At 63.2% G+C, this 13362-nt stretch carries 12 protein-coding genes and 1 pseudogene; 4 read left to right on the top strand and 9 right to left on the bottom strand.

All coding sequences use genetic code 11. From position 1 onward, the window contains the following. Position 1: 1 nt before the first annotated feature. Positions 2-562 (bottom strand): 16S rRNA (guanine(966)-N(2))-methyltransferase RsmD, encoded by a 561-nt coding sequence (gene rsmD, locus FN060_RS21865; RefSeq protein WP_077548174.1) that lies wholly within the window; start codon positions 560-562, stop codon positions 2-4. A gap of 5 nt (positions 563-567) precedes the next feature. Beyond that, entirely contained in the window at positions 568-2406 is a 1839-nt protein-coding gene (locus tag FN060_RS21860; protein WP_142590028.1) for a pseudouridine synthase, read from the bottom strand. Positions 2407-2557: 151 nt separating this feature from the next. Here FN060_RS21860 and FN060_RS21855 point away from each other — a divergent pair, with 151 nt between their 5' ends. Next, entirely contained in the window at positions 2558-3007 is a 450-nt protein-coding gene (locus tag FN060_RS21855; RefSeq protein WP_142590027.1) for a nucleoside deaminase, read from the top strand. 13 nt (positions 3008-3020) lie between these two features. Here the strand turns inward: FN060_RS21855 and FN060_RS21850 are convergent, their stop codons facing one another. The 6 genes and pseudogenes from FN060_RS21850 to FN060_RS21825 form a co-directional block, all read right to left on the bottom strand. Next, a complete protein-coding gene (locus FN060_RS21850; RefSeq protein WP_142590026.1) occupies positions 3021-3500 on the bottom strand; it encodes a GNAT family N-acetyltransferase in 480 nt (159 codons plus the stop codon). 64 nt (positions 3501-3564) lie between these two features. Further along, on the bottom strand, positions 3565-4185 hold the full coding sequence (locus FN060_RS21845; RefSeq protein ID WP_142590025.1) for a hypothetical protein: 621 nt from the start codon (positions 4183-4185) through the stop codon (positions 3565-3567). Positions 4186-4323: 138 nt separating this feature from the next. After that, on the bottom strand, positions 4324-7317 hold the full coding sequence (gene ileS, locus FN060_RS21840) for an isoleucine--tRNA ligase (protein ID WP_142590024.1): 2994 nt from the start codon (positions 7315-7317) through the stop codon (positions 4324-4326). Between the two features lie 248 nt (positions 7318-7565). Further along, a pseudogene (locus tag FN060_RS21835) lies at positions 7566-7807 on the bottom strand (BrnA antitoxin family protein). A 101-nt stretch (positions 7808-7908) separates the two neighbouring features. Then, on the bottom strand, positions 7909-8904 hold the full coding sequence (locus FN060_RS21830) for a bifunctional riboflavin kinase/FAD synthetase (protein WP_142590023.1): 996 nt from the start codon (positions 8902-8904) through the stop codon (positions 7909-7911). Positions 8905-8914: 10 nt separating this feature from the next. Beyond that, positions 8915-9763, bottom strand: a complete 849-nt coding sequence (locus FN060_RS21825; protein ID WP_142590022.1) for a TIGR01459 family HAD-type hydrolase — start codon at positions 9761-9763, stop codon at positions 8915-8917. A gap of 251 nt (positions 9764-10014) precedes the next feature. Here FN060_RS21825 and groES point away from each other — a divergent pair, with 251 nt between their 5' ends. The 3 genes from groES (at position 10015) to FN060_RS21810 (ending at position 12692) form a co-directional block, all read left to right on the top strand. Beyond that, on the top strand, positions 10015-10311 hold the full coding sequence (gene groES, locus FN060_RS21820; protein WP_077548181.1) for a co-chaperone GroES: 297 nt from the start codon (positions 10015-10017) through the stop codon (positions 10309-10311). Between the two features lie 60 nt (positions 10312-10371). After that, positions 10372-12012: a chaperonin GroEL gene (gene groL, locus FN060_RS21815; protein ID WP_052637125.1), complete on the top strand. Its 1641-nt coding sequence runs from the start codon at positions 10372-10374 to the stop codon at positions 12010-12012. A gap of 224 nt (positions 12013-12236) precedes the next feature. After that, complete coding sequence (locus tag FN060_RS21810; protein WP_077548182.1) at positions 12237-12692, top strand: DoxX family protein; 456 nt, start codon at positions 12237-12239, stop codon at positions 12690-12692. 67 nt (positions 12693-12759) lie between these two features. Here the strand turns inward: FN060_RS21810 and FN060_RS21805 are convergent, their stop codons facing one another. Next, a complete protein-coding gene (locus FN060_RS21805) occupies positions 12760-13362 on the bottom strand; it encodes a class I SAM-dependent DNA methyltransferase (protein WP_142590021.1) in 603 nt (200 codons plus the stop codon).

The raw sequence follows: 13362 nt of genomic DNA, 5'->3' as shown, positions 1-13362 counted from the left end.
TTCAACCTGGCTGGTAGCGAAAGAAGTGCATGCGGGTGTCGCCGAACAGGCGCTGTTCCAGCGGCCTGAACACGGGATCCACGGAAGGCGCGACATCGGCGCGCTCCTCAAGGATCGCCAGCGCCCCGGGAGCAAGCCATCCGCCGGAATAGGCCGCCAGCATGGCTGCTTCACCGAGGCGCCTGCCATAGGGCGGATCGGCGAAAAGCAGATTAAACGGCTCGATCGTGCCGTTCGGCCCGAGCTTCGTGGCGTCGCGCCTCAGGATACGGGCGCGCCCGTGGAGCGCGAGGTGATCGATATTCTCCCACAGCAGGCCTCTCCCTTCGACGCTGTTCTCGACAAACAGAGCCTGTCTGCAGCCGCGGGAAAGCGCCTCGAGGCCGATTGCCCCTGTCCCGGCGAAGAGATCGATGACCCGGGTCTGATTCAGGGCCTCCGGATAGACGTGGCCGATGATGTTGAACAGGCTTTCGCGGGTCCGGTCGACCGTCGGCCGGATGTCGTTGGATTTCGGCGCGGCCAGCGTCCGGCCGCGAAATTCGCCCCCGACGATGCGCATCTGTGCTATCCTCTTGTCCGAGGCTTGCCGCCTGCGGGACCCCCGCCGGGCCTGCCGCCACCGCCGCCGGGTTTACCGCGACCTCCACCGGGCTTTCCGCCGGATGGCTTGCCGCCGAAGGACTTTCCGCTGCCGGGTTTGCCTCCGAACGAACGATCTCCCGCCGGCTTGCTGCCGCGTGGCCGGTCGCCACGGGAACGGTCTTGCTCGGTGCGTGGGCCGCGGGGCCGGTCACCAAACGGACGATCGCCGCGGGGTCGCTCACTCCGCGCGTCATCGGAATATCCCCGACCACGGGCACGCTCTCCCTCCTCGCGAGGCTTGCGGTCGCCGCGGGGCTTCTCGCGGAACGAGCCCTCCCCTCGCGGCCGATCCGCAAACGGGCGCTCGGTCCGCGGAGATCGCTCGCCCCGATCAGGTCGATCGCCGGCAGGTCGCTTGCGAGGAAAGTCGCCATCCCTGCTATCCCGCGCAGGAGATTCAGCGCGGATCCAGTCGCTGTCCTCTTCCGCCCGGTTCACGAGGACCCTCCGGTCGCTCGGAAGCTTGGGCTTATCGAACAGCTTTTCCGCCTCAGCCCGTGCAGAAGTCCTCTTCCCCTTGGCATCCGTCGTCGGACGTGCACCGGGCGCCATCCAGACATTCGCGGTCCGCGAGGTCCCCATGGGCGGGCGCTTCTTCGGCTTTTCGCCGAAGTCACGATCGTCACGCTTGTCACCGCGCGATACCGGCTTCCCGCGGCGATCGTCACGTCTGGAATCCTGCCGGTTCGACGAACGATCCTGCGACCATCCGCCGGTACGCTCCCTGTCATCCCGGCTCGCGGCACGAGTCGGCACAGGTTCGGGCTCCTCGCCACCACCGACATCGCTGTAGATCGGCGCATCGAAGTTGGCCTTCGCTTCCTCGATCAGGCGCGGCCCCAACTGGTCGCGCAGCATCCGTCCACGCACTTCGACAACCTGCCCCTCCGGCAGATCGCCCAGTTGAAAAGGCCCGTAGGAGATGCGGATCAGCCGGTTGACCTCGAGGCCGAGCGCGCCGAGGACGTTCTTGACCTCGCGGTTCTTGCCTTCCCGCAATCCGACGGTAATCCAGACGTTATGGCCCTGCTGGCGGTCGAGCGTCGCATCGATCGCGCCGTAGAGGACGCCGTCGACGGCAATGCCTTCCTTCAGCTTGTCGAGCGCAGCCTGGTCTACCTCACCATGGGCGCGCACGCGATAGCGGCGCAGCCATCCGGTGGTCGGCAGTTCCAGCACACGCGAAAGGCCACCGTCATTGGTCAGCAGCAGCAGTCCCTCGGTATTGATATCGAGGCGCCCGATCGACATGACCCGCGGCAGGTCCTCCGGCAGGTTCTCGAAGACCGTCGGGCGTCCTTCCGGATCGGAGTTGGTCGTCACAAGTCCGGCGGGCTTGTGGTAAAGCCACAGCCTGGTGCGTTCGATGCCGCGGATCGGCTGACCATCAACCTCGATGCGATCCTCGAGGGTAGCGTTGACCACTGGCGTCTCGAGGACAGTGCCGTTCAGCCGCACCCGGCCTTCCATGATCATGCGCTCGACGTCACGGCGGGACGCCACACCGGCACGAGCAAGGATCTTGGAAATCCGCTCCGGCTTCGATCCAGTGGCATCGACAGGGGCCGTCGCAGCTTTTGCCGGCTGCTTCGCCACAGGCTTGTCGCTCTTGCCGACTTCCTTCACCGGCCGCTGCTTCAGTCCCGCCTTGGCGGAGAAGGCGGCCTTGCCGGTGGGCTTGCCTTTCGTCACTGATCCGGGTTTCGTGGCGCGTTCGAAGGACTTTGCTCCGCCGCGCTTTGGCTTGTCTTTGGGTGTCATTTGTTGTTTGCCTGAAGCGATGAAGTCGACGGAAGCTTCCGGACATTCATGCGGGTTGAGGTGCGTCCCGGCTGCCCGCACAATGCGGCGGGGCCCGTTTGTTCGCTTCCTACCAGTTCAAGGGTGCCGGGTTAAGAGGAAATCGCCGAGAATGGCCAAGAACGACGGTTTCATGACAGAAGCGCTGCAGGAGGCGGAACAAGCCGGCAGCCGGGGCGAGATCCCCGTCGGCGCCGTACTGGTCATGGATGGCAAGATCCTTGCGCGGTCAGGGAACCGTACTCGCGCCGAAAACGACGTCACCGCCCATGCCGAAATCAATGTCATCCGAGCGGCCTCTCGGCTGCTCGGGCAGGAGCGGCTAACGGGTGCCGACCTCTACGTGACGCTCGAACCCTGCGCGATGTGTGCGGCGGCGATTTCCTTTGCGCGTATCCGCAGGCTCTACTACGGCGCCGAGGACCCGAAGGGGGGCGGGGTCGATCATGGCGGCAGGTTTTACGCGCAGCCAACCTGCCATCATGTGCCGGAGGTCTATTCCGCCATCGCAGAACGGCAGGCTGCGCAGTTGCTGAAGCGCTTCTTCCAGGAAAAACGATAAGCCGGCGGGACGGTCAGCTCGCAGCGAAGGCCTTCAGGTTGTCGCCGGTCAGCCGGTACCGAACCCACTCGCTCTGCGGTCTCGCACCGATCGCCTCATAGACGCGGATTGCCGGCTCATTCCAGTCCAAGACGCTCCATTCGAAACGGCCACAGCCTCGCTCCACCGCGATCCTGGCAAGATGGCGCAGAAGCAGCCGGCCTGCCCCCGCACCGCGATACCGGGGCGAGACATAGAGGTCTTCGAGGTAGAGGCCGTTGCGCGCCTGCCAGGTGGAGTAATTGAAGAACCAGACGGCGAAGCCTGCGGGAGCGCCATCCGCCTCCAGTATGGCCGCTTCCGTCACCGCGTTCGGGCCGAACATGGATGCAGCGAGGCTTGCTTCCGTCGCCTCGACCTCCTCTTCCGCCTTTTCGTAGATCGCAAGCTCGGTAATGAAGCGGAGAATGATCCCGACATCGTCGGCGGTCGCAGCGCGGATCGTGTAATTCATGGGCGGGCTCAACAGAAAAAGGCAGGCCACCGGGCCTGCCGCTTCATAATTCCAGGATGCCTGGCTACTGGAAGGGCTTCCACCAGCTGGAGGTCTGCTTGGCAGCCTCGGCCTCTTTCTTCCGGCGGCGCTCCTTCTTCAGCTCGGGCTCGCCCAGATCTCCAAGGGCTGCAGAGTCGACGGCGCGATACTCCACCGGCGGATCGGTCAGCGAACGCCGTGTCTGTGTCACGTCGGCACTGTTGAGATTCTGTTTAGCCTGCCGGAAAGCTTCCCACTTTTCCGATTCCGTCATCTGGCCGGCCTTGCCCTTGCCGGCAAGAAGCGGCGAACGGTAGCCGGGATTACCTTCGTTCTCGGCCGCTTCCTGGCGGAGACGCTGGCGGGTCTCCTCGGGCGATTCCACCCACGCCGGATTGGTCTCGCGGCTGGCGAGGGAGGCCTGCGGGGGCGGAAGGGACTTGTCCTGCGCCGTGACCACCAGGCCCGGCCGCGGATTGTACTTCACGTCGCGCTTCTCCTGCGGGCCCAGAGAGACCGCCGAGGTCAGGTCATTGCTCAGCTGCTCCATTGCACTGGTCCCGGTCCCGTAGGTGGGACTGCCCATGCAACCCGATAGGGCCAGCATACCGGCCATCAGCCCGGTGGCGCTCAATGCGGCGCGAAACCCATGCGACGTCTTCATCAAAACCCTTCCAGCAGCGCCCGTCCTTCGACGCCTTCAGATTTCCCATCAGTACCGCCTGACCGAGAATTCCGGCCAATTTCGGGCAGATGTACCGGATGACGCGGCGAAGCGCAATCATCCGGTAGCGAAAGCGGATCAGCCAAGGCGGCCAAGGGCCGCCAGTTCACGCAAGGCTGCGGCATCTCGTGCCGACACTTCAGGGTAGTCGGGATCAGACCCGATATCCTTCGTGACGCGCCAGGAACGGGCGCACTTCGTCCCTTCCGCCAGCTTCGTCTCGACTGCGACACCCGGCACCTCGGCAAGACGGAACGCTGCTTCCGGCCCTTCGCCGGCGACCACACGGATGGCCGAAGTGATACAGATCTCTTCGAAATCCTGCCCCTCGAGCGCGTTCATCAGGGCGGTATCCGACACGTGCACGACCGGTGCCGCCTCCAGCGACGAGCCGATCCGCTTTTCCTTGCGCTCGATCTCCAGTGCGCCCGTGACGACCGAACGCACGCGGCGGACCTTCGACCATTTTTCCGCGAGCGCTTCGTTGCGCCATTCTGCCGGCACCTCGGGGAACTGCTCCAGATGCACCGAGACCGCTTGCGGATTGCGGGACAGCCAGGCTTCTTCCGTGGTGAACGGCAGCATGGGGGCGAGCCAGGTCACCATGCAGTCGAAGATCTTGCGGATGACGGCAAGTGCGGACCGCCGGCGCAGCGACGACGGCGCGTCGCAGTAGAGCGCGTCCTTGCGGATGTCGAAGTAGAAGGCCGACAGCTCGATATTCGCGAAGTCGATCAGGGCGCGGGCGATCTTCTTGAAGTCGAATGCGTCATAGCCATCACGCACCAGCCGGTCCAGCTCGGCCAGGCGATGCAGCATGAGCCTTTCGAGTTCGGGCAGGTCCGCATAGGCAATCTCTTCGCCTTCGTCGTGGGCGAGCGTCCCGAGCATCCAGCGGATCGTGTTGCGAAGCTTGCGATAGGCATCGACATTCGTCTGGATGATCGTCTTGCCGAGGCGCTGGTCTTCCCAGTAATCGGTGGTCATGACCCAGAGGCGAAGGATGTCGGCGCCGGCATCCTTCATGACGTCCTGTGGCGCCACGACATTGCCGAGCGACTTCGACATCTTCTGGCCCTTCTCATCCATGGTGAAGCCATGGGTGATGACGGCGTCATAGGGCGCGCGACCGCGGGTGGCAGCCGATTCCAGGAGCGAAGAATGGAACCAGCCGCGATGCTGGTCGGAGCCTTCCAGATAGACATCCGCCGGCCATTTCAGATCCGGCCGGTCTTCCAGCGTAAAGGTATGGGTCGAACCGGAGTCGAACCAGACATCGAGGATGTCGCGGACCTGTGTCCAGCCTTCGTTGGCGCGGGAGCCCAGGAAGCGCTCGCGAGCCCCTTCGGCAAACCAGGCGTCGGCACCCTCCTGCTCGAAAGCTTCCGTGATGCGTGCGTTCACGGCCTCGTCCTGGAGGATCGCGCCCTTCTCGTCGACGAAGACGCAGATCGGCACGCCCCAGGCGCGCTGGCGCGACAGCACCCAGTCGGGGCGCTGCTCGATCATGGCGCGAAGGCGGTTCTGGCCGGCGGACGGCACGAAACGCGTATCGTCGATCGCCTTCAGCGCGCGCGAGCGCAGCGTCGTGCCGTCGCCGAAGTCCTTGTCCATGTAGACGAACCACTGCGGCGTGTTGCGGAAGATGACCGGCTTCTTCGAGCGCCAGGAATGCGGGTAGGAATGCTTCAGCCGACCGCGGGCAAACAGATTGTTGGCGGCAATCAGCGCCTCGATGACGGCCTTGTTGGCATCACCCTTCTTGCCGTTGTCGTCCATGACGCGGGCGGGACCACCCTCGCGGTCCGGACCGAAGCCGGGGGCATCGGCGGTGTAGAAGCCGGCATCGTCTACCGGGAACGGGATCTTCGTGTCGATGCCGCGCGCTTCGAGCTCGCGGACATTATCGGTCCAGGCGTCAAAGTCCTCGCGGCCATGGCTGGGTGCGGTGTGCACGAAGCCGGTGCCGGCGTCATCGGTGACGTGATCGCCGGCGAGAAGCGGGACGGGGAACTCATAGCCGCCACCGAACTGGCGCAGCGGGTGCCCGCACACGAGGGACGCGAGCTCTTCGGCCGTGACATCGCGGAGCTTTCGGTACTGCAGCTTCGCCTTGGCAAAGGACTCCTCGGCCAGTTTGTCGGCGAAGACGAGCTTTTCCCCGGGAAGCGGCCCGAAGTCATTTTCTACGGCCGTGACTTCATACAGACCGTAGGACACCTTGGGGGAATAGCTGATCGCCCGGTTGCCGGGGATCGTCCAGGGCGTGGTCGTCCAGATGACGACGAAGGAACCCTGAAGGTCGCCGAGGACACCATCATCGGCGTTCTGTGCGATGACCGCCCGCCTGTATGCCTCACCGGTCTCAAGCGCCACGCCCGGCTCGCTCATCCGCACAACCGGGAACTTCACCCAGATCGTGTCGCTCTCGACATCGGCGTATTCCACTTCGGCCTCGGCCAAGGCAGTGCGCTCGACGACCGACCACATGACCGGCTTCGAGCCCCGATAGAGCTGGCCCGACTTGGCGATCTTCAGAAGTTCGCCTGCGATCCGCGCCTCGGCGTGGAAGTTCATCGTCGTGTAGGGATTGTCGAAGTCGCCCTCGATGCCGAGCCGCTTGAACTCCTCCGACTGCACCTTGATCCAATGCGCCGCGAATTCGCGGCATTCCTGGCGGAACTCGTTGACCGGAACCTCGTCCTTGTTCTTGCCCTTCTCGCGGTACTTCTCCTCGATCTTCCACTCGATCGGCAATCCGTGGCAGTCCCAGCCGGGGACATAGTTGGAATCATAGCCGCGCATCTGGAAGGAGCGGGTGATGACGTCCTTCAGGATCTTGTTCAGCGCGTGGCCGATATGGATGTTGCCGTTGGCATAGGGCGGGCCGTCATGCAGCACGAACTTCTCCCGACCGGCGGCGGAGGCGCGGAGCTTCTTGTAGAGATCCATCTGCTGCCAGCGCTTAACCAGTTCCGGTTCCTTCTGCGGCAGTCCGGCGCGCATCGGGAACTCGGTCACGGGCAGGTAGAGGGTCTTGGAATAGTCGAGCTTGTCTGCGGTATCGGTCATGGATCAGCCATCGGAAGAGGCGACCGGCGTGGTCGCGCGGAATTGTGTCATGGAGTGGCGGCCAGCGCGCAAGGAGATATCCCAGCGCCAAGAAACCCGGACCTTTCCGCTGCTTTTCAAGCTGCCGGAAAGGCCGGGCCGATAATTCGAATGATCCGGGCCACCGAAGGATATGTCATGGTGCCGCGTTCCTTAGGGGTTTTTGGCCTCAAAAGAAAGAGGCCTAGCGCAACGTGGAGAAGCCGCGTCTATTCGCCGGTGTCTATCGCGACGGCGGCACGAAGAACCTCGTTGACCCGGTCCTGCCACCCCAGCCCGTCCTTCTGGAAATGCTCGATCACTGCGCTGTCCAGCTTGATCGTGACGAGTTCCTTCGCCTCCGGCAAGGCGCGTCTTTCCACCGCCGGCGCGGCGGGCTTGCTCACCGCTTCCTGAATAGTGCCTCGGCGGCATCCATCGGATTCTGCGGGCGGCGCGGCGGATTGGCCATCATGGTCGACTTTCGTGCTGTATTGTTAGGACTACGGACTAGGCTCCCAGAAAGGCCGGAAGGTCAAACTTGCCCCGCCACCTCCTGCCTACGCGTCAGGATCACAACGAACGGCGTCCGAAAGCGATCTTCGCATCTAGTTCGCCCAGCGGCCGCACGCCGGAGAGGAGCGCCCTCGCCTCCTCCTCGTCGCGTTTCATCTGCTCGACCAGCGGCTCCAGTCCGTCGAATTTCACCTCGTCGCGCAGATGGCCGAAGAAGGAGACGGAGCAGGTCTGGCCGTAGAGGTCACCGGTGAAGTCGAAGAGATAGGTTTCAAGCAGCGGTGCGCCATTCTCCGTCACCGTCGGGCGGCGGCCATAGCTCGCGACGCCATCGTGCATCCTCCCATCGGCGGTACGCAAGCGGACCGCATAGATACCCGACTTAAGTTCCGTTTCCGGCGGAAGTGCCGTATTGGCGGTGGGATAGCCAAGGGTGCGGCCAAGCTTCTCGCCGCCGATGATCTCCGCCTCGACCGTGTAACGGTAACCCAGAAGACCGGCTGCTGCGACCACCTCACCCCCTGCCAGAAGGTTCCGGATACGGCTCGAGGAGATGACGTCCGCACTCTCGTCGCGGTAGGCATCCACGAGGCTGACGGTGAAACTGAGCCGCTCACCCGCGGCCATCAGATAGGCCGGGCCACCTTCCCTGCCCTTGCCGAAATGGAAGTCGAAGCCCGTGACGACGGCTGAAGCGTCAAGCCAATCCACCAGGACCGACTGGACAAAGTCCTCCGCCGATCTCTGCGAAAATTCCTGGTCGAAGGGGTATTCAATGACACAGTGGAAGCCGATGGCTTCAAGAAGCCGCGCCTTTAGCGGTGCCGGAGTCAGCCGGTAGACCGGCCTGTCCGGCTGAAAGACGGTGCGAGGGTGGGGCTCGAAGGTGAGGACGAGGGCTGGAACACCTCTCTCCTGCGCCAGGGACAATGCCTTCTCCAAGACGCTGCGGTGGCCGCGATGGACCCCATCGAAATTGCCAATCGCCACGACACCGCCCTTCAGGCCTGGCGGCAACGGCTCCTTCTTCTCGTTGCGGTGGAAGACTGTCATCGGCGTATTCCTAGGCGAGCCGCGGCATCCACCATTTCGGCGCCGCCCCTTCGCGCTTCAGCCAGGCATTCATCACCGCCTCGTCGATCTGCCCGTTCACCGTATATTCGGTCACGTGGATGCCGGCGCTGACGTAGAGGAGGTCAAGGCCCTGGCTGATGGCGCCGCGGACATCCGTCGGCATGCCGTCGCCGATCGCAAGGACCCGCTCTCTGGCAACCTCGCCGCGCGCCTGGCGGGCGAAAGCAAGCGCCTCCTCGTAGATCGGGGTGTGCGGCTTGCCGGCAATGCGGCTCTTGCCGCCGAGATCCTCGTAATAGGCGGCAACGGCCCCAGCACAGGGAATGATGCGGTGTCCGCGTTCGACCACCAGATCCGGATTGGCGCAGATGAAGGGAACATCGCGCTTCTGGAAGGCGACGAGCATGTCGTGATAATCTTCCGGCACCTCCTTCTCGTCATCGAAGAAACCGGTGCAGACGATGGCGTCTGCCTCATCCGCGCCGACCACCTCGACATCCAGGCCGTCGAATAGCGGCATGTCGCGTTCCGGGCCCAGCAGGAAAACCTTCCGCGGGCCTTCAGCGATCAGGTGGCGCGTCACGTCACCCGAGGTGACGATGCCGTCATAGGAACTGTCGGGAACGCCTAGCAGCCGAAGCTGGGAGATCACGCCGGGCGAAGGCCGCGGGGAATTGGTGATCAGAACGACGGTCGTCCCTGCCACACGTGCGTCGGCCAGCGCCTTGCAGGCATCCGGGAAGGCATCGACGCCATTGTGGACCACGCCCCAGACATCCGACAGAACCACGTCGTAACTGCCGGTAATCTCTGTGAGACTGCTGATGCGCTTGGCCATGTCTTTTCCCGAACCGATATCTGAACCGGCGCTGACATTGCAAAGCTGGTGCAGGATGGCAAGGCTTTTCCTGCCTTCCAGGGACATGGCAACATCGAACGAGATTGCTGGAAATTTCGATCCAGCTCGTTCTTGACTCTCATTCAAGCCGAGCTTATCTCGACGCCAGCTAGCACTCTCCTCTAGTGAGTGCTAGCAACCAGATACGGGTCCGCAGACCTGTCCATGTCATTTGATCGAGGGATTAGACAATGGCAAGCACCAATTTCCGCCCCCTGCACGACCGCGTCGTCGTTCGTCGCGTCGAGTCTGAAGAAAAGACCAAGGGTGGCATCATCATCCCGGACACCGCCAAGGAAAAGCCTGCCGAAGGTGAAGTCATCGCCGTTGGCCCGGGCGCCCGCGACGAAAGCGGCAAGCAGGTCGCTCTCGACGTCAAGGTCGGCGACCGCGTCCTGTTCGGCAAGTGGTCCGGCACTGAAGTCAAGCTCGATGGCGTCGATCTCCTCATCATGAAGGAATCCGACATCATGGGCGTCATCGGCTGATCTTACAGCCTCTCGCCCATCCCGAAATCACGCTGACACCCCTTTTCAGGAGTTCTCAAAATGGCAGCTAAAGAAGTAAAGTTCGGCCGCACCGCGCGCGAAAAGATGCTGCGCGGCGTCGACATCCTCGCCGATGCCGTCAAGGTCACCCTCGGCCCGAAGGGTCGTAACGTCGTCATCGACAAGTCCTTCGGCGCACCGCGCATCACGAAGGACGGCGTCTCCGTCGCCAAGGAAATCGAACTGGAAGACAAGTTCGAGAACATGGGCGCCCAGATGGTCCGCGAAGTCGCTTCGAAGACCAACGACATCGCCGGTGACGGCACCACGACTGCAACGGTTCTCGCCCAGGCCATCGTCCGCGAAGGCAACAAGGCTGTTGCAGCCGGCATGAACCCGATGGACCTGAAGCGCGGCATCGACCTCGCCGTCAAGGCCGTTGTCGCCGATCTCCAGGCCAAGGCCAAGAAGATCAACACGTCGGAAGAAGTCGCACAGGTTGGCACCATCTCCGCCAACGGCGAGCGCCAGATCGGCCTCGACATTGCTGAAGCAATGCAAAAGGTCGGCAATGAAGGCGTCATCACGGTTGAAGAAGCCAAGACCGCTGAAACCGAACTCGAAGTCGTCGAAGGCATGCAGTTCGACCGCGGCTACCTGTCGCCTTACTTCGTGACCAACCCGGAAAAGATGGTTGCGGATCTCGACGATCCCTACATCCTGCTGCACGAGAAGAAGCTCTCCAACCTGCAGGCCATGCTGCCGGTCCTGGAAGCCGTGGTTCAGTCGGGCAAGCCGCTCCTCATCATCGCTGAAGACGTCGAAGGCGAAGCTCTCGCAACGCTCGTCGTCAACAAGCTGCGCGGTGGCCTCAAGATCGCTGCCGTCAAGGCTCCGGGCTTCGGCGACCGCCGCAAGGCCATGCTCGAAGACATCGCCATCCTGACGGGCGGCACAGTCATCTCCGAAGACCTCGGCATCAAGCTGGAGAATGTTACCCTCGACATGCTCGGCCGTTCGAAGAAGGTCTCCATCTCCAAGGAAAACACCACGATCGTCGACGGTGCCGGCCAGAAGACCGACATCGAAGGCCGTGTTGCCCAGATCAAGGCGCAGATCGAAGAGACGACTTCGGACTACGACCGCGAGAAGCTGCAGGAACGCCTTGCAAAGCTCGCTGGCGGCGTTGCCGTGATCCGCGTTGGCGGCTCGACGGAAGTCGAAGTGAAGGAAAAGAAGGACCGCATCGACGACGCGCTCAACGCGACCCGCGCTGCCGTTCAGGAAGGCATCGTACCGGGCGGCGGCGTCGCTCTGCTGCGTGCTTCCCACCAGCTCTCGGTCAAGGGCGAGAACGCCGACCAGGAAGCCGGCATCAACATCGTTCGCCGCGCGCTGCAGGCTCCGGCCCGCCAGATCGCAGAGAACGCTGGTGACGAAGCTTCGATCGTCGTCGGCAAGATCCTCGAAGGCAACACCGACAACTACGGCTACAACGCTCAGACCGGCGAGTATGGCGACATGATCGCCATGGGTATCGTCGACCCGGTCAAGGTCGTTCGCACCGCCCTCCAGGACGCAGCCTCGGTTGCCGGCCTCCTCGTCACGACGGAAGCCATGATCGCCGAACTGCCGAAGAAGGATGCCCCGGCAGGCATGCCTGGCGGCATGGGCGGAATGGGCGGAATGGACATGATGTAAGACCTTCTGGTCCTACATCTGAGCCATCCGGTTCAAATCAGGAAGGGCGGTCTTCGGACCGCCCTTTTCTGTTGGGGTGAAAGAAGCCCAGTTCCCTCTACCGTTCAATTTTCGACGACGATCTGTCTCCGATTGTTCATCTTTCTGACGATGCAAAAGGCGGGCATATTCCGCTCCAGAATTCGATGCCACTGAACATCAATATCTATTTCTGGAGAACCCCCATGCCCAACACCTCGACCAACAACCTTCTGCTGCTTGCCGCCCGCGTCCTGCTTTCGGCAATGTTCATCCTGTCCGGCTATCCGAAGCTCCTCGATCCTGCAGGCACCGCAGGTATGATCGCTGGGGCCGGTTTCCCGGCCGCGACCGCGCTCGCCTATCTCGCAGGCCTGTTCGAACTGATCGTCGGCCTCTTCGTGCTGGTCGGCTTCCAGACTCGCATCTCGGCGATCCTGCTTGCGCTCTTCTCCGCCTTCACGGGCCTCGTCTTCCACTCCGGCGCCATCAACGTGCCTGACTTCCCGGAAGCGGCCAATGGCCTGCTGACCATGTTTAACGGCCTGATGATGATGAAAAACCTGACGATCGCCGGCGGCTTCCTGGCGCTTGCCGCTGTTGGAGCCGGCGCCTATTCGCTCGACGCCCGCCGCCGCGGTACAGTCGCAATCGCCGCCTAGCCTTCGACATTCCCTGCCCAAGGCAAACCCGCCGGATCCCACACGGACCGGCGGTTTTTCGTGTATGTCAGATGACGCGCTGCGCCAGCCAGACGGTGGCGCCACCGCAGGCGAGATCCTGGTCCATCTGCGCCACGAGTTTAAAACCGTTTACCGCCAGCAGGTCCCCATACTCCTGCCGCGACAGGCTCGCGTGATAGAGCGGCTCGCCGCCGAACTCCCCCATCGCCACGCCCTCGAAATGGCCGGCCGTGAACAGCAGCGCTGCCCCGGGTGCCGCGAGGTAAGCGAAGACCGGGAACATGGCGTGCTGGTCCGCGGGGCTGAGATGGAAGAAGCTGTGCCAGGCGATGACGCCGTTGAAGGTCCGCCCGGGCGGCAGCCTGCGCATGTCGCGGACGATCCACTGCTGATCGGGAAACCGCTGTCTTGCCAGCTCGATCAGCGACGGGGAACTGTCGACACCGGTCAGACGAAAGCCGCGGGCAATGAAATGGCCCGCGATCGGCTCTCCGGAGCCGCAGCCGAGATCCAGAATCGTACCGCTCGGCGGAAGAAGCGCGGCGAAGCGATCCAGCCAGGGCTTCTCGAAGAGGTTCTTGCCGCGCAACTGGTCGAAAGCCTGCGCGTGCCGCTCGTAGAGGCCGATGATGTTGTCGTCCTCGGCCAT

It is taken from the genome of Pseudorhizobium halotolerans, from assembly GCF_902153235.2.
GTDB lineage: Bacteria > Pseudomonadota > Alphaproteobacteria > Rhizobiales > Rhizobiaceae > Neorhizobium > Neorhizobium flavum.
This window is presented reverse-complemented; position numbering and strand designations above follow the sequence as displayed.

What these genes read in the sequence shown, in the direction of transcription:
- rsmD (WP_077548174.1), bottom strand. Translation starts at nt 562, where the DNA reads ATGCGCATCGTCGGGGGCGAATTTCGCGGCCGGACGCTGGCCGCGCCG.
- FN060_RS21860 (WP_142590028.1), bottom strand. Translation starts at nt 2,406, where the DNA reads ATGACACCCAAAGACAAGCCAAAGCGCGGCGGAGCAAAGTCCTTCGAA.
- FN060_RS21855 (WP_142590027.1), top strand. Translation starts at nt 2,558, where the DNA reads ATGGCCAAGAACGACGGTTTCATGACAGAAGCGCTGCAGGAGGCGGAA.
- FN060_RS21850 (WP_142590026.1), bottom strand. Translation starts at nt 3,500, where the DNA reads ATGAATTACACGATCCGCGCTGCGACCGCCGACGATGTCGGGATCATT.
- FN060_RS21845 (WP_142590025.1), bottom strand. Translation starts at nt 4,185, where the DNA reads ATGAAGACGTCGCATGGGTTTCGCGCCGCATTGAGCGCCACCGGGCTG.
- ileS (WP_142590024.1), bottom strand. Translation starts at nt 7,317, where the DNA reads ATGACCGATACCGCAGACAAGCTCGACTATTCCAAGACCCTCTACCTG.
- FN060_RS21830 (WP_142590023.1), bottom strand. Translation starts at nt 8,904, where the DNA reads ATGACAGTCTTCCACCGCAACGAGAAGAAGGAGCCGTTGCCGCCAGGC.
- FN060_RS21825 (WP_142590022.1), bottom strand. Translation starts at nt 9,763, where the DNA reads ATGGCCAAGCGCATCAGCAGTCTCACAGAGATTACCGGCAGTTACGAC.
- groES (WP_077548181.1), top strand. Translation starts at nt 10,015, where the DNA reads ATGGCAAGCACCAATTTCCGCCCCCTGCACGACCGCGTCGTCGTTCGT.
- groL (WP_052637125.1), top strand. Translation starts at nt 10,372, where the DNA reads ATGGCAGCTAAAGAAGTAAAGTTCGGCCGCACCGCGCGCGAAAAGATG.
- FN060_RS21810 (WP_077548182.1), top strand. Translation starts at nt 12,237, where the DNA reads ATGCCCAACACCTCGACCAACAACCTTCTGCTGCTTGCCGCCCGCGTC.
- FN060_RS21805 (WP_142590021.1), bottom strand. Translation starts at nt 13,362, where the DNA reads ATGGCCGAGGACGACAACATCATCGGCCTCTACGAGCGGCACGCGCAG.